This is a genomic window from Streptomyces sp. NPDC025651 (assembly GCF_055558735.1).
In genome coordinates this window covers 138,037-164,473 of record NZ_JBVHLZ010000010.1, presented here as the reverse complement: position 1 = coordinate 164,473, position 26,437 = coordinate 138,037, and the positions used below count along the sequence as shown (strand labels likewise).

Here is a 26,437-nt window from a genome sequence, read left to right as displayed (position 1 = left end):
AACACGTACTTGGAGCAGCCCGTGACAAGGTCGGTCATAGTCAACCCCCGGCGCCGTGCCCTGCTGGCAGCCACCGCGCTCGCCGCCGTGGGTGCGCTGACCCTCTCGGCCTGCGGCGGAGACGCGGACGCCAAGGACGACAAGAAGGGCGGCGGCTCGGCCAAGGGCGCCGACATCACCATCTCCTCCAAGGACGGCGCCACCGACGCCTCGATCAACGCCACCGGCGTCAAGGTCAAGGGCGGCAAGCTGACGAGCGTGAAGATGACGTCCGTGACGTCCGGCGCCGCGGTCGAGGGCACCATCTCCGGCGACGGCTCCTCCTGGAAGCCCAAGGGTCAGCTGGAGCGCGGCACCAAGTACAAGGTGACCGCCAACGCCAAGGACGGCGAGGGCAACGCGGCGACCGAGAACGCGACGTTCACCACGGTCTCCTCCGCCAACAGCTTCATCGGCACCTACACGCCCGACGACGGCACCACGGTCGGCGTCGGCATGCCCGTCTCCTTCACCTTCGACAAGGCGATCACGCAGAAGAAGGACGTCCAGTCGGCCATCACGGTCACGTCCAGCAGCGGCCAGAAGGTCGTCGGCCACTGGTTCGGCAACCAGCGTCTGGACTTCCGGCCCGAGGAGTACTGGAAGGCCGGTTCCAAGGTCACGATGAAGATCGCCCTGGACGGCGTGAAGGGCGCGAACGGCGCCACCGGCGTACAGAACAAGACGGTCACCTTCACCATCGGCCGCGCCCAGGTCTCCACCGTCGACGCCAAGTCCCACCAGATGACGGTCGAGCGCGACGGCAAGGTCATCAAGACCATCCCGATCTCGGCGGGCAGCCCGCAGAACCCCACGTACAACGGCAAGATGGTGATCTCCGAGAAGTTCACGCAGACGCGCATGAACGGCTCGACGGTCGGCTTCGGCGGCGAGTACGACATCAAGGACGTCCCGCACGCGATGCGCCTGTCCACCTCGGGCACGTTCATCCACGGCAACTACTGGGGCGCGCCGTTCGGCAGCGGCAACACCAGCCACGGCTGCGTCGGCCTGCAGGACGCGCAGGGCGCGGGCGACCCGAACACGCCGGGCGCGTGGTTCTTCAACAACTCCCTGATCGGCGACATCGTGACGGTCAAGGGCTCCCCCGACAAGACCATCGCCCCGGACAACGGCCTCAACGGCTGGAACATGTCCTGGAGCGAGTGGACGGCGGGCAGCGCGAGCTGACGCACCCGGGACCTCGCCCTCGGCGGGACCTCAACTGAGCGAGCCACGTGGGAACTTCCCACGTGGCTCGTACGTTTTCCCGTTCCCGGGCATGATGTCCGACCCAGGGGCTACGGTATGCACTCACCAGGTGACATGCAGCAACGCCGGGAGAAGCCTTGAGCGTTCCGTACGAAACGGCGTACGAGCCACCCGAGTCGCCCGAGCCACACTCCCCGGAGGAGCACCTCGAGCGACTTCTCGGCCGCGCCCTGAACTCCTTCGACCTGCCGGACGAGGTGCTGGCCCGCCTCGACTCCGCCCTGGCCCACGACAGTTCCCTGCACTCCGCGCACCACAGCTCGGGCCTGCACCGAGAGACGTACCGACACACCTGGCTGCTCGCCGACACCACGGTGCTCACGCTCTGGGAACTCGTCCACAACACCGCGCCGGGCAGCGCCCCGACGTACGAGATCTACGCCGACGAGGAGGAGGCGGGCGTCGCCACCTCGCGGCTTCCGTTGCCGCCCGATCCGCCGCTGTGCGGACGGCACGTCGCGGTGCAGCTCCCGCCCGACGCCGAACCCCGCCACGCGTACGTCCCCGACGACTCCGCGGACCACGCGCGCCGTCTGCTGCGCCGCGCGGAGAACCCCGACGGCGGCCTCCCCGGCGAGGACGTCGGGCGCCTGCTGCGCTCCGCGTTCGCGCACCAGATCACGCAGGCTTTCGGCCGTTCCCTGCTGACCGGCGAGGTGCGCCTGTGCTTCTCGCTCTACGAGCACGCGTTCCTGCTCTTCGACGGCGGCGAGATCAGCCTGTGGGAGGTCGAGCACACCCTCACGCCCGACGGGCGGCACATGTGCGAGGTGTACGCCACCGAGGAGGAGGCCCGCGCGGCGATGCAGCGCAGGGCCAGGACGGCAGGGCGCGAGGCCCAGGCCTGACGGCGGCCCGAGGGGGCGGCTAGGAGCGGCCGTCGCCGAACTGCCGTACCAGACCGGCGAAGGCGGCCCGCTCGTCCGCCGTCAGTTCCACGGTCTCCGCGCGCGGCGGACCCTGCTGGGCCGGCAGGGAGCGGAGCACCTGGGAGCGGCGCCACACCTCCACGTCGTAGCGGTCCTTGCGCATCACCCGCACCAGGCCGACGGCCCAGACGACGGTCGCCACGGCGAGCACGGCCACGCCTATCTGCTGAACGATCGAGACATCCTGGAACATGCGGCCCAGTAGACAACAGGGCACAGGACTTCCGACAGGGGGGTTATGGGACTTAGGTCCCGAAGTGACGCAAGTCGCACCCCCCTTGTCGGCCTCTCCAGGCGGGTCAGACCGCCGTCGGCACGCGCTTCCCGGCGGTCTCGGCCGTCTCCGCGCCCTCCGGCGCCGTGTCCGAGAACACCTGCTTCCGCGCGCCCTTGAGCAGGACGACCACGGCCGTCGAGACACAGACACCGGCGGCGACGGCGACCAGGTAGAGCAGCGGCTGACCGATCAGCGGGACCACGAAGACACCGCCGTGCGGGGCGCGCAGCGTGCACCCGAAGGCCATCGAGAGCGCGCCGGTGACCGCGCCGCCCGCCATCGAGGCGGGGATCACACGCAGCGGGTCGGCCGCGGCGAACGGGATCGCGCCCTCGGTGATGAAGGAGGCGCCGAGGAACCAGGCCGCCTTGCCGTTCTCCCGCTCGGTCCTGGTGAACAGGCGGCCCCGGACGGTCGTGGCGAGCGCCATGGCCAGCGGCGGGACCATGCCGGCCGCCATCACCGCGGCCATGACCTTGAGGCTGCCGTCGGTCGGGTGGGCGAGGCCGCCGACCGCGAAGGCGTACGCGACCTTGTTCAGCGGGCCGCCGAGGTCGAAGCACATCATCAGGCCGAGGATCACGCCGAGGATGATCGCGTTGGCCCCGGAGAGGCCCTCCAGCCAGTCGGTCAGCGCGTTCTGCAGCGAGGCGATCGGCTTGCCGACCACCAGGAACATCAGGAAGCCGACCACCGCCGAGGAGATCAGCGGGATCACCACGACCGGCATGATGCCGCGCAGCACGGCCGGGATGCGGACCCGCTGGATGCCCATGACCACGGCGCCCGCGATCAGACCCGCGGCGAGGCCGCCGAGGAAGCCCGCGTTGATGGTGACGGCGACCGAACCGCCGACGAATCCCGGCACGAGGCCCGGCCTGTCGGCCATTCCGTACGCGATGTAGCCCGCGAGGACCGGGACCAGGAAGGCGAAGGCGAGCCCGCCGATCTGGAACAGGAGCGCGGCCCAGCTGGTGTGGTCCGTCCAGATGAAGTGCTCGGCGACGGACGGGGCCTTGTCGATCTTCCAGCCGCCGATGGCGAAGCCGAGGGCGATGAGGAGGCCGCCCGCGGCGACGAAGGGGACCATGTAACTGACGCCGGACATCAGCCACTTGCGGAGCCTGGTGGCGTAGCCGTCGCCCTCGTCGCCTGCGCCCTCCACCGGAGTGGGGCCGGTGGAAGGGGCGGTGGTCTCGCCACGGGCCGCCTTCTCCCTCGCCTCCGCGATGAGTTCGGCGGGGCGGTTGATGCCTGCCTTCACTCCCACGTCGACGGTGGGCTTGCCCGCGAAGCGGTTCTTGTCCCTCACGGGGACGTCGTGGGCGAAGATCACCGCGTCCGCGGCCGCGATGACCGCGGGGTCGAGGCGGGTGAACCCGGCGGAGCCCTGCGTCTCGACCGTGAGCTGTACGTCCGCCTCGCGGGCGGCGTTCTCCAGGGACTCGGCGGCCATGTAGGTGTGGGCGATGCCGGTGGGACAGGAGGTGACGGCGACGATCGTGAACCTGTCCTCGGAGCGCGGGGGTTGATCGGGTTCCCCACCGGAGTCCCCACCAAAGTCCCCACCGGATTCCCGCGGCGCCGCCTCGTCACCGGCGATCAGAGCCGCCGCCGTCGCCGCGTCCGCCGCGCCCCGCAGCGCCCCCGTGAACTCCTCGTCCATCAACTGCCGTGCCAGCGAGGAAAGGATCGTCAGGTGGGCGTCGTCCGCACCCGCCGGCGCCGCGATGAGGAAGATCAGGTCCGCCGGGCCGTCCGGTGCCCCGAAGTCGATGCCGCGGGCCGAGCGGCCGAAGGCCAGGGTGGGCTCGGTGACGTGCGCGCTGCGGCAGTGCGGGATGCCGATGCCGCCGTCCAGGCCCGTCGGCATCTGCGCCTCGCGGGCCGCGACGTCGGCGAGGAACCCCTCCAGGTCGGTCACGCGCCCGAGGGCCACCATCCGCTCGGCGAGCGCGCGGGCGGCCGCTTCCTTGGTTTCGGCGGACAGGTCGAGTTCGAGGTCGACCAGGTCCGCGGTGATCATGTCGGTCATCGCGGGCTCCTTCGCACGCGTATCGCCCGGCGGGCGAGAGGTGGGGTGGGGAAGGCGGCAGGAGGGATCATGCGGCGGGCCCCGTGGGGACGCGGTCCAGGAGTACGCGGTCCAGCGGGACCTCGGCCGTCACGGTGACCGCGTCCGGCACGAGGTCGGCGGGCGACGGCATGGCGCTGCCCGGCAGTTGGACGGCGGCGGCGCCGTGTGCCACGGCCGAGGCGAGCGCGCGCGGCCCCGCGCCGCCCGCGATCAGGAAACCGGCCAGGGAGGAGTCGCCTGCGCCGACGTTGCTGCGTACGGCGTCGACGGGGGCGCTCGCGAAGTACGCGCCCGAGGCGTCGACCAGGAGCTGGCCGTCCGCGCCGAGGCTCGCGAGCACGGCGTGGGCACCGGCCCTCCGCAGTTCCTCCGCCGCCTCGACCGCGTCGCCGACGGTGGCGAGGGGACGGCCGACGGCTTCGGCGAGCTCCTCGGCGTTGGGCTTGACGACGTCGGGGCGTTCGGCGAGCGCGGCGAGCAGGGCGGGCCCCGAGGTGTCGAGCGCGATCCGGGCGCCCGCGGCGTGGGCGCGGGCCACCAACTCCGCGTACCAGGAGGGCTTCAGGCCGCGCGGGAGGCTGCCGCAGCAGGCGATCCAGTCGGCGCCCGCGGAGCGCTCGCCGACGGTGGCCAGGAGCAACTCCTGCTCTGCCCGCGTCAGTTCGGGGCCGGTGGCGTTGATCTTCGTGAGCGTGCCGTCCGGCTCCGCGACCGCGATGTTGGACCGCGTCTGCCCGGCCACCGGCACCGGGGCGACCTCGATGCCCTGCTCGTCGAGGAGCTGGGCGACCAGCGCGCCGGGCGCTCCGCCGAGCGGCAGCACGGCGACCGTCCGCACGCCCGCCGCCGCGACGGCCCGCGAGACGTTGACGCCCTTGCCGCCCGGGTCCATGCGGTCGCCGGTGGCGCGGACGACCTCGCCGCGGTCGAGCGAGGGGACCTCGTAGGTGCGGTCGAGGGAGGGGTTCGGGGTGACGGTGAGGATCATGCGCGTACTACTTCCGTGCCGGCGGCCTCGATGGCCGCGGCGTCGTCGGGGTCGAGGCCGGTGTCGGTGATCAGCAGGTCCACGTCGGCGAGGTCGCCGAAGCGGGCGAAGTGCTCCTGGCCGTGCTTGGCGGAGTCCGCGAGCAGCACGACGCGGCGGGCCGCGGCGACGGCCGCGCGCTTCACCGCGGCCTCGGCAAGGTCCGGGGTGGTGAGCCCGGCCCCGGCGGAGAAGCCGTTGGCGGCGAGGAAGACGACGTCGGCGCGGATCTCTCCGTACGCCCGCAGGGCCCAGGCGTCGACGGCCGCGCGCGTGCGCCGCCGGACGCGGCCGCCGATGAGGTGGAGCTGGATGCCCGGGTGGTCGGCGAGGCGGGCGGCGGTCGGCAGGCCGTGCGTGACGACGGTGAGCGTCGACTCCAGCGGGAGCGCCGCGGCGAGCCGCGCGACGGTCGACCCCGCGTCCAGGATCACGCTGCCCTCGGCGGGCAGTTCGGCGAGGGCGGCGCGGGCGATGCGGTCCTTCTCGTCGGCGGCGGTGCCCTCGCGCTCGGCGAGGTCGGGCTCGAAGTCGAGGCGTCCGGCCGGTATGGCACCGCCGTGCACGCGCCGGACGAGTCCGGCCCGGTCCAGCGCCTTCAGGTCGCGGCGGATGGTCTCCGCGGTGACCTGGAACTCCTCGGCGAGCGACAGCACGTCGACCCGCCCGCCGTCGCGTGCGAGACGCAGGATCTCCTGCTGCCGCTCCGGTGCGTACATGTCCGTTTGCCTCCGCCGGGTGCCCGAGCCTGTGGTTTCACTCGGAGAGTACGGCCGGATTTCCGCAAAGTAAACAGGTTCGGGCGCGGATCGGACACAAACAGACTTCGGTCCCTATGGAACGCCCCCTTCGTCCTGAGGGCGCGAGGGCCTACGGCCAGGGAAACGCGTCCAGCGCCCCGAGGCAGCGCGTGGCGAGCGTGGCCGGGCCCTCGGGGCCCGCGGCCGGGGCGTCGCCCGCCGCCCAGGACTCGACGGCCACCCGCACCGCCGCGCTGGCCACTCCCGCGGCAAGGCGCAGCTCCGGCGAGGGGCTCGCGGCGGACGCCCGCTCCACGAGGACCGCGAGGAGCGTCTCCTCCGAGGTGTGACAGGTGGCCGCCCACACCGCGCGCAGCGCCGGGCTCTCCCCCGAGAGCCGCAGCAGCGAGCGCACCCACTCCAGGGACTCCACCGCCTCCGCGCCCTCGGCGGCGAGGGCGTGCGTCACCGCGTACCGCAGCGCGTCCGGCACCGCGAGCCCTGCCGGTGCGGCACGCACCGCCTCCGCCCACTGCTGCGCGCCCGCGGCGAAGAGCGGGGCCACCGCCTCCTCCTTGGTCGCGAAGTAGCGGTAAAAGGTGCGCGGCGCGACGCCCGCGGCCCGGGCGATGTCCTCGGCGCGGGTGGCCCGCAGCCCGTCCGCGGCGAAGAGCGACGCCGCCGTGCGGGCGATGTGGAGGCGGGTCTCGGCCTTGCGGCGCTCGGTGAGTGACGGCTGCGTACGTGCGGGCATGGCAGCGAGGTTATGCCAGCCCCGCGCGGGAGCCCTGTCGGGCGGCCGCGCGGAGGGCTTCGGGCCCCGGAGGAGGGATCCGGGCCCCAGGGGAGGGGTGTCCGGGCCCCAGCGGAGAACTTCGAGCCCCGGCGGAGGACTTCGAGCGCCCGCAGACGCGGCTTCGCGCCTCCGCGGCGAACGGCTTCGAGCGCCTGCGGGCGAACGGCTTCGGGCCCTCACGGGCAAGGGGCTCCGGACTCCCACGGACAAGCGGCGCCGAACTCCCAGAGACAAGCGGCGCCGAACCCCCGCAGACGAACGGCTTCGAGCGCCCGCAGCAAGCGGCTTCCGGTGTCGGCTCAGGGCACCCGAAGACACGTACTGCCTCTGTGGCAGAATCTGCCACCGCAGATCGGTACGCTGCCGCAGCCCGGCACGTACGTAGAGGTGCACGCGAGCAAGAGGTGGCAGACAGCAGTGCGTCGTCGGCAGTTCCTTCTCCAGACCGCCGGCCTCGCCGGCGCCACCGCCCTCGGCACCGCGGGCCTCAGCGGCTGCTCGGCGGAGACCGACACCCCCCTCAGACTCCTCGTGGCCAGCTACGACGAGAGCGTGGGCTCCTCGATCGGCGACCAGTGGGGCAGCCTCGTCTCCGCCTTCGAGAAGGCCCACCCGGACATCGAGGTCGCCCTCGAACGCATCCCGTTCGCCAAGCTCGACCAGACCCTCGCCCGGCGCGTGAAGGACGGCGACGCCCCCGACATCGCCCAGTCCAACTTCTTCGCCCCCTACGCCGAGGACGGCAAGCTCTACGGCGCGTCCGACCTCTTCGACGTCCGCACCGAGGGCGACTTCATCCGCTCGTACGCGGAGGCGGGCATGGTCAACCGCACCCAGTACGGCATGCCCTTCCTGGCCAGCACCCCGCGGCTCTTCTACAACACGGCGCTCTTCAAGCAGGCCCGCGTCAGGCCGCCCCGCTCCTGGGCCGAACTGCGGGACGCGGCCGAGGCGTTGAAGGCGATCGGCGTGCCCACGCCCTACGGACTCCAGCTCGGCCCGGAGGCCGCCGAGGACGAGGCGCTGGCCTGGCTGCTCGCGGACGGCGGCGGCTACGCCGGGCTCACCGGCTACGACTTCGCGAACCCCAGCAACATCGACACCCTGACCTGGCTGCGGGACAACCTGGTGAAGCCGGGCCTCGCGGGCGCGGACCCCAAGTCGCTGACGCGGACGGACGCGTACGCCCAGTTCCTGCGCGGCAGAATCGGCATGATGATCGCGCACCCGGTCCTGATGGGCGCCGCGGACAAGGCCAAGTTCCCTTACGCACACGCCCCGTTCCCCAAGAAGCTCGGCGGCGCGGCGCCCCCGGTGGGCCTCAACGACTGGCTGATGGCGTTCAGGCAGAACGGCCGGCGCGAGCAGTGCGGGACGTTCCTGAGCTATGTGTACGGGCGCAAGTCCGCCCTCGCGTACGGCGGCAGCCAGTCGGCGCTGCCGGTGACGAGCTCGGCGTCCGACGCCCTGCGCAAGGACCCGAAGCAGCGGCCGATGTGGGACTTCATCGACCAGATGCCGCTGGCGCAGTTCCAGCCGACGAACCTCGGCTCGTGGCCCGAGGTGAGGTCGGCGGTGCGGGAGCGGATCGGCGGCGCGGTGGCCGAGGGGGGCAGCCCCAAGGCGGTACTGGAGGCCTTGGACACGGCGGCGGCCCAGGCAGAGCTTTAGCGCTCCACCGGCTGAGCGCGCAGTTCCCCGCGCCCCTTTCAGGGCCGACGCGGGGAACTGCCGTGCGTACGACCGCTCAGGGTGTCAACGCGGGCTCGCGCTGCGACAGTTGACCCTCCGTCCCGGGCGCTTCACCACCCGCTCCACCCTCGATGTGCTGCCTCGGCTTCGCCGGAAGCGCGAACATCACCAGGAAGATGAACCCGAGCACGCCCGCCACCCACCACAGCGAGTTCTGGAAGCCGTGCACGAACTCCGCGGGGATCCGGTCCGGCGTGACCCGCTCGTCGATCACCCCGAAGAAGACCACCGACACCAGGCCGAGGCCGAGCGCGGTGCCCATCTGCTGCACGGTGTTGATGAGGCCGGAGGCCGAACCCGCGTGCTCCTGCGGGACGCCCGAGAGGACCGCGTCGGTCAGCGGGGCCACGATCAGGCCCATGCCGAGGCCCATCACGACCAGCGGGAGCGCCATCTGCCAGGAGGCGATGTCCGCGCCGTAGCGGCCCGCTTCCCAGAGGTAGATCAGGACGCCCGCGGCCATCGTCAGGGCGCCGGTCTGCAGCACCTTGCGGCCGAAGCGGGGCACGAGCTGCTGCACGGAGATACCGGCCGCCGCCGAGACGGCGATCGAGAACGGCACGCCGGTCAGCCCGGCGCGCAGCGCGCTCCAGCCGAGGCCCTCCTGCATGTAGAGCGTCCAGACCAGGAAGAAGATGCCCATCGTGACGCCGAACACGGTCTGCACCGCGATGCCCGCAGCGAAGCTCTTCACCTTGAACAGCGACAGCTCCACGAGCGGCGAGCCGTCCTTCGCGGCCTTCCGCCTCTCGTACGCGATGAGGGCACCGAAGACGACGAACGCGCCGGCCATCATGACGTGTCCCCAGACCGGCCAGCCCAGCTCCCGCCCGCGGGTGAGCGGGTAGAGCAGCATCAGCAGGCCGAGGGTGACCAGGACGACGCCGACGAGGTCGAGCTTGAGGGCCCTCGGGGCCTTGGACTCGGTGATGAACTTCCGGCCGAGGAGCAGGCCCGCGATGCCGACCGGCAGGTTGATGAGGAAGATCGGGCGCCACTCCAGGCCGAAGAGGTTCCACTGGGTGAGCAGCGCGCCGAGCAGCGGCCCGGAGACCGCGCCGAGGCCGACGACCATGCCGAAGAGTCCGAAGACCTTGCCGCGCTCGTGGGCGGGGAAGGTCGCGTGCACGATCGAGAGGACCTGCGGCACCATCAGCGCGGCCATGCCGCCCTGCAGGATGCGCGAGGCGACGAGCATCTCCGGGTTCGCCGCGAAGCCGCAGAGCGCCGAGGCGACGGTGAAGCCGGTGATCCCTATGAGGAAGATCTTCTTGCGGCCGTGGATGTCGCCGAGCCGCCCACCGGTGATGAGGCCCGCGGCGAAGGCGAGGGTGTAGCCCGCGGTGATCCACTGGATCTGGCTGAACGTGGCGCCCGCGTCCCGCTGGATGGAGGGGATGGCGATGTTGACGATCGTGACGTCGACCAGGTCCATGAAAGCGGCGGTCATCACGATGGCCAGGGCGAACCAGCGGCGCCGATCGGTGCGGGCTGCCTCCGGCCCTGCTGACGGAGGAGTGGTGCTCGGTGAAGTCATGCCCCAAGGCTAGGAACGATATAGGTCAGGTCATGACCTAGTTGTCCGGCATCCTGAGGACAGTGGCGGACGACACAAGGACGACACAAGGACGGCACGAGGACGCCCCGAGGACGACCCCGAGGACGGCAGGAGGAGGGCGACGTGAAGCGGGACGACGACGCGAGGACGGTCGGCTCACGGCGGCACAGCACGCCGGAGGACCGCACGAACCATGCGGCGCGCACGAACCGCGCAGCCCGCACGAACCATGCGGCGCGAGCGGTGGACGCGGGGAGGCGAGGGTGACCGTGGACCGGACGACCGCGGCCGGGAGCGATACCCCGGCACGGCTCTTTCAGCTTCTCTCGCTCCTCCAGACGCCCCGCGAATGGCCCGGCGGCGAGCTCGCCGACCGGCTCGGGGTGAGCAGGCGGACCGTGCGGCGCGACATCGACCGGCTGCGGGACCTCGGCTATCCCGTGCGGGCCAGCCAGGGAGCGGCCGGCGGCTACCGCCTCGTCGCGGGCAAGGCCATGCCGCCGCTGGTCCTCGACGACGAGGAGGCGGTGGCCATCGCGGTCGGCCTGCGGGCGGGCGCGGGGCATGCGGTGGAAGGCGTCGAGGAGGCCTCGGTGCGGGCGCTCGCCAAGCTGGAGCAGGTGCTGCCCTCGCGGCTGCGCCACCGCGTCTCCGCGCTCCAGATCGCGACGACGCCGCTGACCAGCGGGGACGGGGCCAGCATCGCCCCGGAGACGCTGACGGTGATGGCATCGGCCGCGGCGGGCCACGAACGTCTGCGCTTCGCCTACCGCGCGGGCGACGGCACGGAGTCGCGCCGCCTGACCGAGCCGTACCGCCTCGTCTCGACGGGGCGGCGCTGGTACCTCGTGGCGTACGACATCGACCGCGAGGACTGGCGGACCTTCCGGGTCGACCGGGTGGCCGAGCCGTTCGCGACGGGCGCGCGCTTCGCGCCGCGGGAGCTACCGACGGGGGACGCCGCGGAGTTCATCCGCGCCTCGATGTGGCGGGGCCACCAGCCGTCGTACGACCTGGACGTCACCTTCGCCGCCCCCGCGGAGTTCGTCACGGCACGGCTGCCTTCGGGCCTCGGCACGGTGGAACCCCTGGACGACCGCACCTGCCGTCTGCGGGGCACGGTGTCGGACTCCGTCGAATGGCTCGCGGTCCGCCTGGCGGTGACGGACTGCGACTTCACGGCCCACCAGCCCCCGGAACTGGTGACGTGCCTCAGGGAGATGGGCGGTCGCCTGATCCGGGCAGCGGCCGGGGAAACACCGGGCTAGACGCTGTACCGCGCCCCGAAAGGGGCGCGGGGCTGCGACATATCGCGGGGCTGCGACATATGCGGCTCCGCCGCGCGGGCGCGATCAGCCACATCCGGCCCGCGGGCCTGGCACCGGTCTTCCAGCGGAGCGCCTAGGCCGCCGCGTCGAAGCCCGTATCCCGAGCCAACTTCTTCAGCTCAAGAAGCGCATGCTTCTCGATCTGCCGGATCCGCTCACGCGTCAGACCGTGCTCCTTGCCGACCTCCGTCAGCGTCCGCTCGCGGCCGTCGTCGATGCCGTACCGCATCTTGATGATGGACGCCGTGCGCTGGTCGAGGCGGCCGATCAGGCCGTCCAGCTCCTCGCTGCGCAGCAGCGAGAGGACGGACTGCTCGGGCGAGACCGCGGAGGTGTCCTCCAGGAGGTCGCCGAACTGGGTGTCGCCGTCGTCGTCCACGCCCATGTTCAGCGAGACGGGGTCGCGTGCCCAGTCCAGGACGTCCGTGACGCGCTCGGGGGTCGAGGAGAGCTCCGCGGCGATCTCCGCGGGCTCCGGGTCGCGGCCGTGCTCGCGGTTGAACTCGCGCTGCACGCGGCGGATCCGGCCCAGCTCCTCCACCAGGTGGACGGGCAGGCGGATGGTGCGGGACTGGTCGGCTATGGAGCGGGTGATGGCCTGGCGGATCCACCACGTGGCGTACGTGGAGAACTTGAAGCCCTTGGCGTAGTCGAACTTCTCGACCGCGCGCACCAAGCCCGCGTTGCCCTCCTGGATCAGGTCGAGCAGGGGCAGACCACTGCGCGGATAGCGGCGCGCGACCGCGACGACGAGGCGGAGGTTCGAGCGGATGAAGACGTCCTTGGCCCGCTCACCGTCGGCGACGAGGGCTTCGAGCTCCTCGCGGTCCGCGGTGACCTTGCTGTCCTCGACCTCGCCGTCCAGGATCTTCTGGGCGTACACGCCCGCCTCGATGATCTGGGACAGCTCCACTTCCTTGGCGGCGTCGAGCAGCGGCGTACGCGCGATCTCGTCGAGGTACATGCCGACCAGGTCGCGGTCGGCGATCTCCCCGCCTACGGCGCGAACACTGCGTGCCGCGTCGGTCTCGCCGGCGGCGGACTTACGACGGGCGACGGCACGGGTTGCCATGCGTGCTCCCTTGCGTGTGTGGTCCTGGTCGGTCCGCTACTGGGACCTCTGTGGTGGATGGCACACCCTCGGGTGCCCTGCATCCGATGGAAACAACGACTGGAATCCGGACAGAATTCCCAAGCCGCCCATCTTTTTTTCTGGCGGTGCAGTACCCTGTGCCGCCACATGGGGAGGCCGGATGTCGTCGGAACCGACAGAGGTGCAGGTCAGACCGGGAGTCGAGGCCGATCTCGAAGGCCTCACGGCCATCTACAACCACTACGTACGTGAGACGGCCGTCACCTTCGACACCGCCGTCTTCCTGCCGGAAGAGCGCCGCCCTTGGCTGCTCTCCCACCCCAAAGACGGCCCCCACCGCCTGTTGGTTGCCCAGGAGCGGGATTCCGGTCGTCTGCTCGGGTACGCCACGAGTAGCCCTTTCCGCGCGAAGCCCGCTTACTCCACCTCGGTGGAGGTCAGCGTCTACTGCGCGCCGGACACCGCGGGGCGCGGCATCGGCACGCTGCTCTACAAGGCGCTCTTCGAGGCCCTGCGGGGCGAGGACCTGCACCGCGCGTACGCGGGGATCGCCGAGCCCAACGAGGCCTCGGTCCGCCTCCACGAACGCTTCGGGTTCCGGCACGTGGGGACGTACGCGCAAGTGGGCAGGAAGTTCGGCCGCTACTGGGACGTCGCCTGGTACGAGCGGCCCCTGGGACCTGGGACCTAGGGCCCGAGCCCGTTACGGACGGGCGGTGCCGCCGCCTACCGTCCCCGCATGACCGACACCACAGGCACCCTCGACGAAGCCCTGCAGCGGCTGCACTCCTGCGGGCCCGAGCGGCTCGGACGACTGACCAACCACGCCCCGATGGCCGTCGAGGCGCTCGCCGCGCACGGGCAGGCGGGGGCCGTCCACCGGTGGCTCGATCTTTACGCCCCCAAGCTGGAGGAGTTTCCCGCCGGGGTCGCGCCGATCGACGACGCCGACTGGCGTGACGCGCTGGGCGACCCGCGCCGGGCCGCGGACTGGATCGACTACTTCGTACGCCGCGCCGCCGAGGCCTCCGACGAGACGCACCCCTGGCGCGACGTGCTCGCCGAGTGGTGGCCGCGGCTGCTGCCCGGGATGTACGGCGGCTCGACGCACCCGGTGATCCGGGTGGGCCACGCCGTGCGCACCCTGGAGGAGGGCGGCGCGACGGAGCCCCGCCTCACCGAGCTCGCACACGGCCTCGGCTACTGGGCCGCGCGCCACCACACCGTCACCGGCATCGCCCCGGTGCCGGGCGCCGACGCCGCGGCCGACGCGCTGGACGCGGTGCCGCCCCTCGCGGACCGGGCGGACGGCAACTTCCCCGCCCGCCTGGGCCGCGTCGGTGAACTGCCGGTGTGGGCCGCCTCGGTGGGCGACCCGGACGAGGCCCGCCGCAGGCTGGCCGAGCTGGTCCGGGCGGCCACCCATCGGTACGTCACCCATGGCCACGGCGACGAGACGATGCTGGTGCACGCCGCGACCGCGCCCAACGCCGTGCTGCGCACCCTGCCCGCGCTGCCGCGTGCCCTGTGGGTGCCGAGTCTGCGAGCGGCCTGGACGGCGTCCGCCGCCGTCACCGCCATGTACGCGCCGGACGCGGCCGTCGCGTACGAACCGCCGGGCACGTTCACCGCGGAAGAGGTCTTCGAGCGGGCGCTCGCGCATGGCGACGAACACGTGATCAAGCTGACGGACACGGCTCTGGACGTCGGGGACGAGCTCGCCCTGGCGGCGGCGTCGCGTGCGGTCGAGCTCAGCGAACCGCTCGGCTGAGTGCCCTTTCGCCTGCGGGTCCGCTGTGGCTTGTCGCGCAGTTCCCCGCGCCCCTTACGGGGCTCCGGCACCCCTAGCCGAACTGCACCGACCTCTTCGCCAGCCCCATCCAGAAGCCCTCGATCACGCTCCGCTGACCGGCCAGGTCCCCCGTCTCGTCCGCCGCCCCCAGCGTCACGAACAGCGGGGCGAAGTGTTCGGTGCGGGGGTGGGCCAGGTGGCCCGCCGGGGACTTGTGCGCGAAGTCCAGCAGGGCGTCCACGTCGCCCCTCTCCAGCGCCTCGTGGCCCCACGCGTCGAACTCCGCGGACCAGGAAGGGATGCCGCCCTGCCGCAGCGCGGCCAGGTTGTGCGTGAAGAAGCCGCTGCCGACGATCAGCACGCCCTCGTCGCGCAGCGGTGCCAGCTTGCGGCCGATGTCCATGAGGCGGCGCGGGTCGAGGGTCGGCAGGGAGATCTGGAGGACGGGGACGTCCGCGTCGGGATACATCTCCACCAGCGGGACGTACGCGCCGTGGTCGAGCCCGCGGTCCGGCACGTCCTGCACGGGAGTGCCGGGGGCCTGCAGCAACTTGCGTACGGACGCGGCGAGTTCGGGCGCTCCCGGCGCGGCGTACGTCACCTGGTAGTAGTGCTCGGGGAAGCCCCAGAAGTCGTACACGAGGGGCAGCGTCTCGGTGGCGCCGAGCGCGAGGGGGGCCTCCTCCCAGTGGGCGGAGACCATGAGGATCGCCGCGGGGCGGGGCAGCTCCGCGGACCAGGCGGCGAGCTCGCCGGGCCACAGCGGGTCGTCGGCGAGCGGCGGGGCGCCGTGGCTGAGATACAGGGCGGGCATGCGGGTCATGGCGCACCTCCGGGGGGACGTCCGACATCTCGTGGGCGGAGTACGCCGCACGAAGCACTGGATACTTGAAGTCTCAAGCTCTACGGTCCGACCGTACGCATGATTTGTTCAAAGTTCAAGGAAGGGCCTCGTACAGTGGAGTACATGGATATGGCACCGACCCCTCCCCCGGCCGCGGAGCCGCGCTGGCTGGACGGCGAGGAGCAGCGCGTTTGGCGCGCCTACCTCCAGGCGACCACGCTCCTCGACGACGCCCTCGACCGCCAGCTGCAGCGCGACGCGGGCATGCCGCACATGTACTACGGCCTCTTGGTCCAGTTGTCCGACGCCCCCCGGCGGCGGCTGCGGATGACCGAACTGGCCAAGAACATGAAGATCACCCGGTCCCGCCTCTCGCACGCCGTCGCGCGCCTGGAGAAGAGCGGCTGGGTACGCCGCGAGGACTGCCCCTCCGACAAGCGCGGCCAGCTCGCGATCCTCACCGACGAGGGCTTCGACGTGCTGAGCAGGACCGCGCCCGGCCACGTCACCGCCGTACGCCAGGCCCTGTTCGACCGGCTCACCCCGGAACAGCAGAAGTCCCTCGGCGAGATCATGACGATCGTCGCCGAGGGACTTCAGCCCAAGGAGGCCGGGGCGGACCTCCCCTGGCTCCGCTAGGTCCCCGTCGAAGGGGTCAGTGGGCCATCACCGGGACCTTCACCTCGTCCTCGGCGCCGTCCGCCGAACCGGCGGAGGCGGACGTGCCGCCCTGGGCAGCGGTGTTGATGAACGCCGCCGCGATCAGCGCGGAGACCACCAGGATGCCGACCGCCCACCAGATGGCGCTGGTGTAGCCCTCGACCATGGCCTGCGCCTGGAGGAGCTTCGGGTTGGTGGCACCGGCCGCGTGGTCGGTGATGTACGCGGTGGTCGCCGAGGCCGCGATCGTGTTCAGGAGGGCGGTGCCGATGGCGCCGCCGACCTGCTGCGAGGTGTTGACCATCGCGGAGGCGACACCCGCGTCACGGGCCTCGACGCCGTGCGTGGCAAGGGACATGGCGGGCATGAACGCCGTACCCATGCCCAGACCCAGCATCAGCTGCGCGGGCAGGATCAGACCGGCGTACGAGGTGCCGATCTCCAGCTGCGTCAGGAGCAGCATGCCGACCGCCGCGAGCAGGAAGCCCGGGGCCATCAGCAGGCGCGGCGGGACGCGGGTCATCAGGCGGGCGCCGATCTGCGTGGAGCCCGTGATCATGCCGACGATCATCGGCAGGAACGCGAAGCCGGTCTTGACCGGCGAGTAGCCCTTCACGATCTGCAGGTAGTACGTGAGGAACAGGAACAGGCCGAACATCGCGATGACCGCGAGGCCGAGCGAGAGGTAGACGCCGCCGCGGTTGCGCTCGGTCAGCACGCGCAGCGGAAGCAGCGGCGACTTGACCTTGGCCTCGGTGAGGACGAACGCGGCGAGCAGCACGACGGAGGCGACGAACATCGCGATCGTCACGCTGTCCGACCAGCCCTCGGACTCGGCGCGGGTGAAGCCGTAGACCAGCGCGACCAGACCCAGGGTGGACAGGACCACGCCGGGGATGTCGAGCGGCGAGCGGTTGCGGCCGCCGGCCGGCTCACGGATGACGAAGTACGCGCCCAGGGCGGCGACCACCGCGAACGGGATGTTCACGAAGAAGGTCCAGCGCCAGTTCAGGTACTCGGTGAGGAAGCCGCCGAGGATCAGGCCGACGGCGCCACCGCCACCGGCGATCGCGCCGTAGATGCCGAAGGCCTTGGCGCGCTCCTTGGCGTCGGTGAACATCACCGCGAGCAGCGACAGGGCGGCGGGCGCGAGCAGCGCGCCGAACACGCCCTGCAGGGCGCGGGCGCCCAGCATCATGGCCTCGCCGGTCGCGGCACCGCCGAGCGCGGAGGCCGCGGCGAAGCCGATCAGGCCGGTCACGAAGGTGCGCTTGCGGCCCCACAGGTCGGCGATACGGCCGCCGAAGAGCAGCAGACCACCGAAGGCGAGCGCGTAGGCCGTGATGACCCACTGGCGGTTGCCGTCGGATATGCCGAGGTCCTGCTGGGCGGAGGGCAGCGCGATGTTCACGATGGTCGCGTCGAGGACGACCATCAGCTGTGCGAGCGCGATGAAGACGAGCGCCTTCCAGCGGTTGGAGTCGGGCCCTGAGTCGGGCTTGAGGACTGTTTCAGACATGGGGGTAGCCACCTAGCGGTACGGAATGTGAAAAACGGTGCGTAAAGCTGGTTCTGCGGAGAGGTGCTGCCGGTACCGGGCAGAGGTGCTGCTGGTACTGCGTGAAGGCCCTGCTGGTGCCGCGGAGGGATCAGTGCTGCCGGAGCGCCTCCAAGGTCGCCGCCGCCCCCGGAAGCTCCGAGCGGGCGGGCGCCATCAGACCGTCGAGGAACAGCTGCAGATGACGGTGGACGAAGCGGTCCATGTCCGGGCAGGCCGTGCCCGGCAGCGGCCGGCCCAGCTGGGAGATGGCCACCATCAGGTCACCGACGGCGATGTCGGTGCGCAGCTGCCCGGCCCCGCGGGCGCGCTCCATGAGGCCCTCGACGGACCCCTCCAGGCGCTCGCGGGCATCGACCAGATCGGGGTGGTGCGGGTCGAAGCCGGCGGAGAGCACCGGGCACAGGGCACCGATCCGCTCGTCGGCCGCGGCGTGCACGAAGGTGCGCAGCGCCCCGAACGCGTCCTCGCCCGCGTCGACCGCGGCGAGGGCCCGGTCGACGTGGCCCACGAGGCGGTCCGTCACCGACAGGACGACCTGGCGCGCCAGCTCCTCGCGGTCGGCAAAGTGCCGGTAGACCGTGGCGTTGCCGACGCCCGCGCGGCGCGCGATCTCGTCGAGGGGTACGTCGGCCCCGTACTCCACGAACATCTCGCGTGCGGCGACGACGATCCGCTCCCGGTTGCGCAGGGCGTCGGCCCGCGGGCGGGGAACTCGGCGCTGCGGGGCGGTGGCGGCGTCCACGGCTACTCCTCGGGTCACTGTCTCTGTCGGTCACTGGCTCCGGTGTTCGGCGACGCGGAGAGTCTCTCTCGGCGATGCGGGGACTGTCTCCCCGTTTTTTGCGAACACAGATCCAAACGGGGAGACAGTCCCCGGATATTTCCCGCTCCCGCACCGATTCCTGTGACCTGAGTCACAGGCGAATCGAGGAGAAACCCTCGATCAGTCGCACCCAGCGAGCGCCCGCGCACCCTCCGGCACAGGGTGATCGAACAGGGTGCAGCCAGGACCGGCGGCTGCCGCGGAGTGGAAGGCCCACGCATGCAGCAGCCGACCTGGCGACGGATACGCCCCTCCCGCCGCGGTGTGGCCCTCGCCTCCGTGACCGCGCTCGCCCTCGCGGTCACCACGTCGGCGAGCACCGGACGCCTGATGGAGGGCTCGCCCAGCACGGCGGGCCCGGTGTCCCTGGCCCGCAGCACCGCGCTCGGCCCCTGCATGATCAGCGGAGCGATGGGCGTGCAGATGTCGGAGGGCGTGCCCACACCGCCCGGCTACTCCCGCTCCACCGGCACGGTCCGGGCCCTGAACCTCATGGTCGACTTCTCCGACGCCCCGGGGCAGGGCAGCGCGACGGACCGCCTCGGGGAGTTCTTCCCGCAGACCTCGGACTGGTTCCGCACCAGCTCCTACGGACGCCTCGACTACCGCCCCGAGGCGCCGATCCCCACCTGGCTGCGGATGCCCAAGCCCTTCGCGGAGTACGGCATAGAGCGCGGCGCCCCCTTCGACCCGGGCTACCGCGAGCTGGTCGAGGACATCGTGGCGGCCGCCGACCCGGACGTGGACTTTCGCGCGTACGACCTCGTGAACGTCCTGATCACCCCGAACGCGGGCCCCTCCGCGCTCGACACCGTCCTGTCGGTGACCTTCGCGGGCAACCACGAGGCGCCGGTCGCCGACGGCGTCCCCGTCTCCAACGCGTCGTTCGTCTACAGCCGCCAGGACGACGGCTCGGGCAGCTACCGCGAGACCGGATACCGCGTCCTGCCCCACGAGAACGGCCACGTCTTCGGCCTGCCCGACCTCTACACCCAGGAGGGCGGCGGCGCGGTCGGCCACTGGGACATCATGAGCGAGGACTGGGGCGCCAACAACGACCTGCTCGCCTGGCACAAGTGGAAGCTGGGCTGGCTCGACGACGACCAGATCAGCTGCGCCGCGAACCCCGGCACGACCGAGCACGTCCTCTCCCCGCTGCCCCACCCCGGCGGCACGAAGCTGGCCTTCGCCCCGCTGGACGAGAAGACCGGGTACGCGGTCGAGGTCCGCACCCGCGGCGGCAACGACGAGGCGGTCTGCAAGCCGGGCGTCCTCGTCTACCGCGTGGACGCCGACGTCGACACGGGCCACGGCCCCGTCACGGTCTCCGACGCCGCGCCCGACAGCGGCGGCTGCACCCGCCGCCCCAACGTCCACGCCGAGCTCTCCGACGCGCCCTACGGCATCGGCGAGACCTTCACCGACCGCGAGACGGGCGTGCGCGTGACGGTGGCCGGCGTGACCGGCGAGGGCGACTACCGCGTGCACATCACGCGTCCGTAGGCGAACCACCGCGTGCACATCACGCGTCCGCAGCGACCGCCCCGGGCACGGTCCGGCGCACCTGCCGCAGGAACGCGGCGTTGCTCGGGCTCTTCCCGATCCGTTCGAGCAGCGTCTCCAGGGAGCCCTGCGCGTCCCTGCCCTGCAGGGCGCGCCGCAGCCCCCGCATGGCGTTCAACTCCTCATCGCCGACGAGGAGTTCCTCGCGGCGCGTGCCGGACGGGGTGATGTCGACGGCCGGGAAGACGCGCCGGGCCGCGAGGCCGCGGTCGAGCCTGAGCTCCATGTTGCCCGTGCTCTTGAGCTCCTCGAAGTAGTACTCGTCGGCGCGCGATCCGGTCTCCACGAGCACGGTCGCGAGCATCGTCAGGGAGCCGCCCTCCTCGGCGCGGCGCGCGGCGCCGAAGAGCCGCTTGGGGCCCTGGACGGAGGCCGCGTCGACGCCGCCGCTGAGGGTGCGGCCGCCGCCGGCGGCCGCGTTGTTGTAGGCGCGGCACAGACGCGTCAGCGAGTCGAAGAGCATGACCACGTCGCGCCCCTGCTCGACCAGGCGCTTGGCGCGCTCGACGGCGAGTTCGGCGAGGGCGATGTGCTGCTTGGCGGGCCGGTCGAAGGTCGAGGAGAGCACCTCGCCGCGGACCGAGCGCCGCATGTCGGTGACCTCTTCGGGCCGTTCGTCGAGGAGGACCACCATGAGGTGGCACTCGGGGTGGTTGTGGGCGACCGCCGCGGCGATCTGCTGGAGCAGCACGGTCTTGCCGGTCTTCGGGGGCGCGACGAGGAGCCCGCGCTGGCCCTTGCCGACGGGGGTGACGAGATCGACGAGCCGGGTGGCCGCGGGCCCGCCGGGGGTTTCGAGGCGCAGCCTCTCGCCGGGGTGCAGCGGGGTGAGGTCCCCGAACCGAGGCCGCCCGCGCAGCGCTTCGGGCGCGCGCCCGCCGACGCGGTGGACGGCGGAGAGGACACGGCCCCGCCCCGAGGCCTCCCCCTCGACGAAGTCGCCGCCGCGGAGGCCGACTTGGCGGACGAGTGGCGCGGGGACCTGCGCGTCGCCGGAGGACGGCAGGCATGCGGCGCTCCGGAGGAACCCGCGCCCGTCGCGGGCGATGTCGAGAACTCCGGCACAGGAGACGGTGGTCGAGGCGGCCGAGGCGGCCGTTGCGGTACGAGTGGTGGGTTCTGTTGCGATGGCAGTCATGGGAGTGGGTCCTTTCGCGGACATGCGAACGACGGGCCCGGCGGGGCGGCAGTGACCACGCCCCGTACGACGGGCGGAGAAGAAACTGCTGAGAGAGCAGCGAGAAGAAGGCCGAAGGGCCTGAACGGATCCCGGCCGGGCCGGGAGAAGCAGCTCCCGGAGACATCGGGAGGCGACACAGCACGGGCGTCCCGACGGGACGTGCACACGCGCTGCTCGCAAGGTAACACACACCCCGCGGGCGGCGTCCAGAGCGGGAAGGGAATCTCCCCGGCGGGACGACCCCCTGCCGAAACGGACAACTCCCCTGCCGGATCCCCCCGTTCGGGGGCGAAGGTGATGATCGCCACCCTCGGCATCGGCATAAGGTGAGGCTAGCCTAACCATTTACCAGGGGCGGCAACCCTTGGGGAGCGGTTATACGTTAGGTTAGGCTTACCTAAAAAGTTGGGGGAGGTCGCTCACACCATGCCAGAGCACATACCGAACGAGTCGCACGCCCCGGGCGAGTTCGCCGGGCGTACGGCTCTGGTGACCGGCGCGGGCCAGGGCATCGGAGCAGCGGTCGCCACCGCGCTCGCCGCCCTCGGCGCCGACGTGGTCGCCACCGACCGCGATGCCCACGGCATCGACGAAGTGGCCGCCGCCGCGCACGGCACGGCCGGCACGATCAAGGCCCGCGTCATGGACGTGACGGACTCCGCGGCGGTCACCGCCGTGATCGACGACGTCGTCCGGGCCCACGGCTCCCTCGACATCCTCGTGAACGTCGCGGGAATCCTCCGCTCCGCCCCCGTGGCCGAACTGACCGACGCCGACTGGGCCGACACCTTCGCCGTGAACACCACCGGCGTCTTCCACACCTCCCGCGCCGCCGCCTCCCACATGACCGCGCGCGGCTCCGGCTGCATCGTCACCGTCGCCTCCAACGCCGCCGGCATCCCGCGGACGGGCATGGCCGCGTACGCCGCCTCGAAGGCCGCGGCCACGATGTTCACCAAGTGCCTCGGCCTGGAGATCGCCCGCGGCGGCGTGCGCTGCAACGTCGTGGCGCCCGGCTCCACCGACACCGCCATGCAGCGGGCCCTGTGGCCCGAGGGGCAGGCGGAGGTGCCGAGCGGAGTCATCGCCGGCGACCTGGAGACGTACCGCACGGGCATCCCCCTCGGCCGCATCGCGAGCCCGCGGGACATCGCCGACGCGGTCCTCTTCCTGGCCTCGGACCGCGCCCGGCACATCACCATGCAGGAGCTGTACGTGGACGGCGGGGCGACGCTGCGCTGAGCGCGCCCCGTAAGGGACGCGGATCTGCACCCCGTGAGGGACGCGGGGAACTGCGCGAGCAACCACGAACAACCCCGCACCCACGCACGCACGACCACCACCCCGAGAAGGGGCGCGGGGAACTGCGCACAACCACAACGCCCCCGCACCCACACACGCGCCCCCACCACGACGCACCCCCACCCGCACCCCGCCCCCGGAACCCGCACCCCGCCGCGAGAATTGGAGCCCCCGTGTCGACGGCACCCGAGGTCGCCACACACGTCACGACGGCCGAGCAGGCCCACCCCGCCGTAGGAGCGGCCACCGCGCTGCTCGGCGCCTACACCCCAGGCGAACGCTTCCTCGCGACGCCGACCCGCACGCTGCTGGCCGAGGGCGTCCACTCCGAGGTCCCGCACGACGAACGGCCGCTGCCGCAACGCGTCGCGGCCACCCTGGCCGCCGCGCGCCGCGCGGGCGTCGCCGCCCCCTGCGTGGTCGGCGCGGTCCCCTTCGACCACACCGCACCCGCCGCCCTCGCCGTCCCCGAGACGCTGACCTCGGCTCCCCCGCTGACCGCGGACCCGCTCATCGCGCTGCCCGCCGACACCCCGGACGCCACCGACTGGCGGATCCGCCCGGTGCCCGCCCCCGAGGAGTACGGCGCGGGCGTGGCCGCCGCCGTGGACCGCATGTGGCGCGGCGACTTCAGCAAGGTCGTCCTCGCCCGCACCCTCGAACTCACCGCGCCCGCCCCGCTGGACGTCCCCGCGATGCTCCAGCGCCTGGCCCGCCGCGACCCCTCCGGCTACACCTTCGCGCTGCCGACGGGCCCAGGCCGCACCCTCATAGGCGCCAGCCCCGAACTGCTCGTCTCGCGCCACGGCCACCAGGTCGTCGCCAACCCCCTCGCCGGCTCGACGCCGCGCAGCGACGACCTCGCCGAGGACGTGCGCCGCGCCGCCGCGCTCCTGGAGTCCGCCAAGGACCTGCACGAGCACGCCGTCGTGGTGGACGCCGTGCACCAGGCGCTGGCCGGTTTCTGCACGGACCTGACCGTCCCGGCCCGCCCCACCCTCATCCGCACCGCGACGATGTGGCACCTGTCCACCACGGTGACCGGCACCCTCGCCTCCCCGGACACCTCCGCCCTCGAACTGGCCACCGCCCTGCACCCCACCCCGGCGGTCTGCGGCACCCCGACCGCCACCGCGCGCGAGGTGATCCGCGAGACGGAGCCCTTCGACCGCGGCTTCTTCACCGGCATGATCGGCTGGGGCGACGCGAACGGCGACGGCGAGTGGGTCGTGACGATCCGCTGCGCGGAGGCCGAGGAGCGGTCCCTGCGGCTGTTCGCGGGCGCGGGCGTCGTCGCGGCCTCGGACCCCGAGGCGGAGACCGCGGAGACCGGCGCGAAGTTCCGTACGTTCCTCAACGCGGTGGGAGCAGAGCTGTGAGCGGCACGGTGGACATCGACGCGCCCCTGTGGCCCGAGGAGTTCGCGGAGCGCTACCGCGCCGCGGGCTGGTGGCGGGGCGAGACCTTCGGGCAGATGCTGCGCGACCGCGCGGCCGAGCACCCGGACCGGATCGCGGTGGTCGACCCGGCGCGGGAGCTGCGCTGGACCTACGGCGAGCTCGACCTCCGCGCCGACCGCATGGCCGCCGGCTTCCTCGCCCGCGGCATCGGCAAGGGCGACAAGGTGGTGCTCCAACTCCCCAACATCGCCGAGTTCTTCGAGACGATCTTCGCGCTGTTCCGCATCGGCGCGCTCCCGGTCTTCGCGCTGCCCGCGCACCGCGAGACGGAGATCCGCTACTTCTGCGAGTTCACCGAGGCCGCCGCGTACGTCGTCCCGGCCGAGCACGCCGGCTTCGGCTACCGCGACCTCGCGGGCAAGGTCCTCGCCGAAGTCCCCACACTGCGGCACGTGTTCGTGGCCGACGGCGAAGGCGGCGCCTTCGAGGCCCTGTCCGACGTCCCCGCGGAACCGGTGGCGATCCCGGACCCGCCGGCCCCCTCGGACCTGGCGTTCCTCCAGCTCTCCGGCGGCAGCACGGGCGTACCGAAGCTGATCCCGCGCACCCACGACGACTACATCTACTCGCTGCGCGGCTCGAACGAGCTCTGCGGCGTCGACGAGTCCTCGGTCTACCTGGTCGCTCTCCCCGCGGCCCACAACTTCCCGCTCTCCTCGCCCGGTTCGCTCGGCGCGCTGTACGCGGGCGCCCGCGTGGTCCTCTGCCCGCGGCCGGGCCCCGAGGCCGCCTTCCCGATCATCGAGTCCGAGGGCGTCACGCTCACGGGCCTCGTCCCGCCGCTCGCCCTGCTGTGGACGGACGCCGCGGCCTCCACGCCGTACGACCTGAGCAGCCTGGAGGTCCTCCTGGTCGGCGGCGCGAAGTTCAGCGAGGAGGCGGCGCGGCGCGTGAAGCCCGCCCTGGGCTGCACGCTGCAGCAGGTCTTCGGCATGGCGGAGGGCCTGGTCAACTACACGCGCCTGGACGACGACGCGGAGACGATCGTCACGACCCAGGGCCGCCCGATCTCGCCGGACGACGAGATCCGGGTCGTCGACGACGAGGACAACGACCTGCCGGTCGGCGAGACGGGCCACCTCCTGACCCGCGGCCCGTACACGATCCGCGGCTACTGGAAGGCCCCCGAGCACAACGCCCGTTCCTTCACGGCGGACGGCTTCTACCGCACGGGAGACGTCGTACGCCTCACCGAGACCGGCCACCTCGTCGTCGAGGGCCGCGCCAAGGACCAGATCAACCGGGGCGGCGAGAAGATCGCCGCCGAGGAGGTCGAGAACCACCTCCTCGCCCACCCGTCCGTGCACGACGCGAACGTCGTCGCCGAGCCCGACCCGTATCTGGGCGAGCGGACGTGCGCGTACGTCATCCTGCGCGAGGGCGCCGAGCCGCTGAAGCCGGTCGCCATCAAGAAGTTCGTACGTGAGAGGGGCCTCGCCGCCTACAAGGTGCCGGACCGCGTGGAGTTCGTGGCGGCCTTCCCGCAGACGGGCGTCGGCAAGATCTCCAAGAAGGACCTGCGGGCGGCGGCAACGACTCCCGCACCCTCCTCCGCCCCGTAACTCGATCTCCTCCCCGCAATTCGAACTTCTCCCCGCAATCCTGAACGGAACGGCACACGACCATGGCCCTCCCCGCCATCACCCCGTACCCCATGCCGTCGGCCGACGAGCTGCCGGCGAACCGCGTCGACTGGAAGGTCGACCCGTCCCGCGCCGTGCTCCTCGTGCACGACCTGCAGAACTACTTCCTGAACGCGTACGACCGCACGGCCTCCCCCGTGCCCGAACTGCTCGCCCACGTGGCGCAGTTGAAGCGGACGGCCGACCGCCTCGGCGTCCCGGTCGTGCACACCGCCCAGCCCGGCGGCCAGACGCCGGCCGAGCGGGGCCTGCAGCAGGACTTCTGGGGCCCGGGCCTGCCGGACGACGCGGACGCGGCGGCGATCGCACCCGAGATCGGCCCGGCACCCCCCGAATCGATCCTCACCAAGTGGAAGTACAGCGGCTTCGTCCGCACGGACCTCCTGGAGCGGCTGCGCGAACAGGGCCGCGACCAGCTGGTCATCACCGGCGTCTACGCCCACATCGGCGTTCTGATGACGGCCTGCGACGCGTGGATGCAGGACATCCAGGCGTTCGTGGTGGCGGACGCGGTGGCGGACTTCTCGGCGGACGACCACGCGATGGCGCTGCGGTGGGCGGCGGGGAAGTGCGCGGTGGTCACGACGACGGGGACGGTGTTCGGGGAGCGGCCGTAACCGCGAGCCGGCCGGGGGCCCGGGGTTTCGTCAGCCGCGGCACCCTCCCCCCGGCCCCCCCCCCACCACGGCCCCCGGCCACGGGGCCCGGCGGGCCGTGATCC

The 26,437-nt window shown here is 72.2% G+C and carries 23 protein-coding genes; 12 read left to right on the top strand and 11 right to left on the bottom strand.

Annotation, left to right across the window (positions count from 1 at the left end; all coding sequences use genetic code 11):
* The first annotated feature begins 21 nt into the window (after positions 1 to 21).
* Positions 22 to 1,230 carry a L,D-transpeptidase gene (locus tag ACZ4D5_RS31395; RefSeq protein WP_467775837.1) on the top strand — a complete coding sequence of 403 codons (1,209 nt, stop codon included), beginning with the start codon at positions 22 to 24 and terminating at the stop codon, positions 1,228 to 1,230.
* A gap of 158 nt (positions 1,231 to 1,388) precedes the next feature.
* Positions 1,389 to 2,159: a DUF6227 family protein gene (locus ACZ4D5_RS31390; protein WP_467775836.1), complete on the top strand. Its 771-nt coding sequence runs from the start codon at positions 1,389 to 1,391 to the stop codon at positions 2,157 to 2,159.
* Between the two features lie 19 nt (positions 2,160 to 2,178).
* Here the strand turns inward: ACZ4D5_RS31390 and ACZ4D5_RS31385 are convergent, their stop codons facing one another.
* From ACZ4D5_RS31385 to ACZ4D5_RS31365, 5 genes are all read right to left on the bottom strand, one after another.
* Positions 2,179 to 2,433 carry a hypothetical protein gene (locus tag ACZ4D5_RS31385; RefSeq protein ID WP_467775835.1) on the bottom strand — a complete coding sequence of 85 codons (255 nt, stop codon included), beginning with the start codon at positions 2,431 to 2,433 and terminating at the stop codon, positions 2,179 to 2,181.
* Between the two features lie 106 nt (positions 2,434 to 2,539).
* A complete protein-coding gene (locus tag ACZ4D5_RS31380) occupies positions 2,540 to 4,552 on the bottom strand; it encodes a PTS fructose transporter subunit IIABC (protein ID WP_467775834.1) in 2,013 nt (670 codons plus the stop codon).
* Between the two features lie 67 nt (positions 4,553 to 4,619).
* Positions 4,620 to 5,582, bottom strand: a complete 963-nt coding sequence (gene pfkB / locus ACZ4D5_RS31375) for a 1-phosphofructokinase (protein ID WP_467775833.1) — start codon at positions 5,580 to 5,582, stop codon at positions 4,620 to 4,622.
* Positions 5,579 to 6,340, bottom strand: a complete 762-nt coding sequence (locus ACZ4D5_RS31370; RefSeq protein WP_467775832.1) for a DeoR/GlpR family DNA-binding transcription regulator — start codon at positions 6,338 to 6,340, stop codon at positions 5,579 to 5,581. Before ACZ4D5_RS31370 ends, pfkB begins: the two co-directional genes overlap by 4 nt.
* A gap of 151 nt (positions 6,341 to 6,491) precedes the next feature.
* A complete protein-coding gene (locus ACZ4D5_RS31365) occupies positions 6,492 to 7,115 on the bottom strand; it encodes a TetR family transcriptional regulator (RefSeq protein ID WP_467775831.1) in 624 nt (207 codons plus the stop codon).
* 459 nt (positions 7,116 to 7,574) lie between these two features.
* On the opposite strand from ACZ4D5_RS31365, the gene ACZ4D5_RS31360 reads away from it, so the two are divergent.
* The gene (locus ACZ4D5_RS31360; RefSeq protein ID WP_467775830.1) at positions 7,575 to 8,828 is read left to right on the top strand and encodes an extracellular solute-binding protein; all 1,254 of its coding nucleotides are present in this window, start codon (positions 7,575 to 7,577) and stop codon (positions 8,826 to 8,828) included.
* A gap of 76 nt (positions 8,829 to 8,904) precedes the next feature.
* On the opposite strand, the gene ACZ4D5_RS31355 is transcribed toward ACZ4D5_RS31360, so the two are convergent.
* The gene (locus ACZ4D5_RS31355) at positions 8,905 to 10,446 is read right to left on the bottom strand and encodes an MFS transporter (RefSeq protein ID WP_467775829.1); all 1,542 of its coding nucleotides are present in this window, start codon (positions 10,444 to 10,446) and stop codon (positions 8,905 to 8,907) included.
* Between the two features lie 290 nt (positions 10,447 to 10,736).
* Here ACZ4D5_RS31355 and ACZ4D5_RS31350 point away from each other — a divergent pair, with 290 nt between their 5' ends.
* A complete protein-coding gene (locus ACZ4D5_RS31350) occupies positions 10,737 to 11,735 on the top strand; it encodes a helix-turn-helix transcriptional regulator (RefSeq protein WP_467776034.1) in 999 nt (332 codons plus the stop codon).
* A 133-nt stretch (positions 11,736 to 11,868) separates the two neighbouring features.
* On the opposite strand, the gene ACZ4D5_RS31345 is transcribed toward ACZ4D5_RS31350, so the two are convergent.
* Positions 11,869 to 12,867 (bottom strand): sigma-70 family RNA polymerase sigma factor, encoded by a 999-nt coding sequence (locus ACZ4D5_RS31345; protein WP_467775828.1) that lies wholly within the window; start codon positions 12,865 to 12,867, stop codon positions 11,869 to 11,871.
* A 181-nt stretch (positions 12,868 to 13,048) separates the two neighbouring features.
* Between ACZ4D5_RS31345 and ACZ4D5_RS31340 the strand changes: the two genes are divergently transcribed.
* Together ACZ4D5_RS31340 and ACZ4D5_RS31335 are read left to right on the top strand one after the other, a co-directional pair.
* Positions 13,049 to 13,579 carry a GNAT family N-acetyltransferase gene (locus ACZ4D5_RS31340; protein WP_467775827.1) on the top strand — a complete coding sequence of 177 codons (531 nt, stop codon included), beginning with the start codon at positions 13,049 to 13,051 and terminating at the stop codon, positions 13,577 to 13,579.
* A 48-nt stretch (positions 13,580 to 13,627) separates the two neighbouring features.
* A complete protein-coding gene (locus tag ACZ4D5_RS31335; RefSeq protein ID WP_467775826.1) occupies positions 13,628 to 14,659 on the top strand; it encodes a questin oxidase family protein in 1,032 nt (343 codons plus the stop codon).
* Positions 14,660 to 14,732: 73 nt separating this feature from the next.
* Here the strand turns inward: ACZ4D5_RS31335 and ACZ4D5_RS31330 are convergent, their stop codons facing one another.
* Positions 14,733 to 15,503, bottom strand: coding sequence for a dioxygenase family protein (locus ACZ4D5_RS31330; RefSeq protein WP_467775825.1), 771 nt, complete (start codon positions 15,501 to 15,503; stop codon positions 14,733 to 14,735).
* Positions 15,504 to 15,647: 144 nt separating this feature from the next.
* Here ACZ4D5_RS31330 and ACZ4D5_RS31325 point away from each other — a divergent pair, with 144 nt between their 5' ends.
* Positions 15,648 to 16,163 carry a MarR family winged helix-turn-helix transcriptional regulator gene (locus ACZ4D5_RS31325; RefSeq protein ID WP_467775824.1) on the top strand — a complete coding sequence of 172 codons (516 nt, stop codon included), beginning with the start codon at positions 15,648 to 15,650 and terminating at the stop codon, positions 16,161 to 16,163.
* A 16-nt stretch (positions 16,164 to 16,179) separates the two neighbouring features.
* On the opposite strand, the gene ACZ4D5_RS31320 is transcribed toward ACZ4D5_RS31325, so the two are convergent.
* Together ACZ4D5_RS31320 and ACZ4D5_RS31315 are read right to left on the bottom strand one after the other, a co-directional pair.
* Positions 16,180 to 17,703, bottom strand: coding sequence for an MFS transporter (locus tag ACZ4D5_RS31320; RefSeq protein ID WP_467775823.1), 1,524 nt, complete (start codon positions 17,701 to 17,703; stop codon positions 16,180 to 16,182).
* A gap of 130 nt (positions 17,704 to 17,833) precedes the next feature.
* On the bottom strand, positions 17,834 to 18,487 hold the full coding sequence (locus ACZ4D5_RS31315; RefSeq protein ID WP_467775822.1) for a TetR/AcrR family transcriptional regulator: 654 nt from the start codon (positions 18,485 to 18,487) through the stop codon (positions 17,834 to 17,836).
* A gap of 300 nt (positions 18,488 to 18,787) precedes the next feature.
* On the opposite strand from ACZ4D5_RS31315, the gene ACZ4D5_RS31310 reads away from it, so the two are divergent.
* Positions 18,788 to 20,071 carry a M6 family metalloprotease domain-containing protein gene (locus ACZ4D5_RS31310; RefSeq protein ID WP_467775821.1) on the top strand — a complete coding sequence of 428 codons (1,284 nt, stop codon included), beginning with the start codon at positions 18,788 to 18,790 and terminating at the stop codon, positions 20,069 to 20,071.
* A gap of 19 nt (positions 20,072 to 20,090) precedes the next feature.
* Here the strand turns inward: ACZ4D5_RS31310 and rho are convergent, their stop codons facing one another.
* Positions 20,091 to 21,269 carry a transcription termination factor Rho gene (gene rho / locus ACZ4D5_RS31305; RefSeq protein WP_467775820.1) on the bottom strand — a complete coding sequence of 393 codons (1,179 nt, stop codon included), beginning with the start codon at positions 21,267 to 21,269 and terminating at the stop codon, positions 20,091 to 20,093.
* A gap of 468 nt (positions 21,270 to 21,737) precedes the next feature.
* On the opposite strand from rho, the gene ACZ4D5_RS31300 reads away from it, so the two are divergent.
* The 4 genes from ACZ4D5_RS31300 (at position 21,738) to ACZ4D5_RS31285 (ending at position 26,333) form a co-directional block, all read left to right on the top strand.
* Positions 21,738 to 22,553: a 2,3-dihydro-2,3-dihydroxybenzoate dehydrogenase gene (locus tag ACZ4D5_RS31300; protein ID WP_467775819.1), complete on the top strand. Its 816-nt coding sequence runs from the start codon at positions 21,738 to 21,740 to the stop codon at positions 22,551 to 22,553.
* Positions 22,554 to 22,786: 233 nt separating this feature from the next.
* The gene (gene dhbC / locus ACZ4D5_RS31295; protein ID WP_467775818.1) at positions 22,787 to 23,992 is read left to right on the top strand and encodes an isochorismate synthase DhbC; all 1,206 of its coding nucleotides are present in this window, start codon (positions 22,787 to 22,789) and stop codon (positions 23,990 to 23,992) included.
* On the top strand, positions 23,989 to 25,635 hold the full coding sequence (locus ACZ4D5_RS31290; protein WP_467775817.1) for a (2,3-dihydroxybenzoyl)adenylate synthase: 1,647 nt from the start codon (positions 23,989 to 23,991) through the stop codon (positions 25,633 to 25,635). The genes dhbC and ACZ4D5_RS31290 overlap by 4 nt, the downstream gene beginning before the upstream one ends.
* A gap of 62 nt (positions 25,636 to 25,697) precedes the next feature.
* Positions 25,698 to 26,333, top strand: coding sequence for an isochorismatase family protein (locus ACZ4D5_RS31285; RefSeq protein ID WP_467775816.1), 636 nt, complete (start codon positions 25,698 to 25,700; stop codon positions 26,331 to 26,333).
* The last annotated feature ends 104 nt before the right edge of the window (positions 26,334 to 26,437 follow it).

Excerpts from the sequence above, each read along its gene's own strand:
- ACZ4D5_RS31355 (WP_467775829.1), bottom strand. The coding sequence starts at position 10,446 with ATGACTTCACCGAGCACCACTCCTCCGTCAGCAGGGCCGGAGGCAGCC.
- ACZ4D5_RS31340 (WP_467775827.1), top strand. The coding sequence starts at position 13,049 with ATGTCGTCGGAACCGACAGAGGTGCAGGTCAGACCGGGAGTCGAGGCC.
- ACZ4D5_RS31335 (WP_467775826.1), top strand. The coding sequence starts at position 13,628 with ATGACCGACACCACAGGCACCCTCGACGAAGCCCTGCAGCGGCTGCAC.
- ACZ4D5_RS31330 (WP_467775825.1), bottom strand. The coding sequence starts at position 15,503 with ATGACCCGCATGCCCGCCCTGTATCTCAGCCACGGCGCCCCGCCGCTC.
- ACZ4D5_RS31285 (WP_467775816.1), top strand. The coding sequence starts at position 25,698 with ATGGCCCTCCCCGCCATCACCCCGTACCCCATGCCGTCGGCCGACGAG.
- ACZ4D5_RS31300 (WP_467775819.1), top strand. The coding sequence starts at position 21,738 with ATGCCAGAGCACATACCGAACGAGTCGCACGCCCCGGGCGAGTTCGCC.
- pfkB (WP_467775833.1), bottom strand. The coding sequence starts at position 5,582 with ATGATCCTCACCGTCACCCCGAACCCCTCCCTCGACCGCACCTACGAG.
- ACZ4D5_RS31345 (WP_467775828.1), bottom strand. The coding sequence starts at position 12,867 with ATGGCAACCCGTGCCGTCGCCCGTCGTAAGTCCGCCGCCGGCGAGACC.
- ACZ4D5_RS31370 (WP_467775832.1), bottom strand. The coding sequence starts at position 6,340 with ATGTACGCACCGGAGCGGCAGCAGGAGATCCTGCGTCTCGCACGCGAC.
- ACZ4D5_RS31320 (WP_467775823.1), bottom strand. The coding sequence starts at position 17,703 with ATGTCTGAAACAGTCCTCAAGCCCGACTCAGGGCCCGACTCCAACCGC.
- ACZ4D5_RS31385 (WP_467775835.1), bottom strand. The coding sequence starts at position 2,433 with ATGTTCCAGGATGTCTCGATCGTTCAGCAGATAGGCGTGGCCGTGCTC.
- ACZ4D5_RS31325 (WP_467775824.1), top strand. The coding sequence starts at position 15,648 with ATGGATATGGCACCGACCCCTCCCCCGGCCGCGGAGCCGCGCTGGCTG.
- ACZ4D5_RS31380 (WP_467775834.1), bottom strand. The coding sequence starts at position 4,552 with ATGACCGACATGATCACCGCGGACCTGGTCGACCTCGAACTCGACCTG.
- rho (WP_467775820.1), bottom strand. The coding sequence starts at position 21,269 with ATGACTGCCATCGCAACAGAACCCACCACTCGTACCGCAACGGCCGCC.
- ACZ4D5_RS31310 (WP_467775821.1), top strand. The coding sequence starts at position 18,788 with ATGCAGCAGCCGACCTGGCGACGGATACGCCCCTCCCGCCGCGGTGTG.
- ACZ4D5_RS31365 (WP_467775831.1), bottom strand. The coding sequence starts at position 7,115 with ATGCCCGCACGTACGCAGCCGTCACTCACCGAGCGCCGCAAGGCCGAG.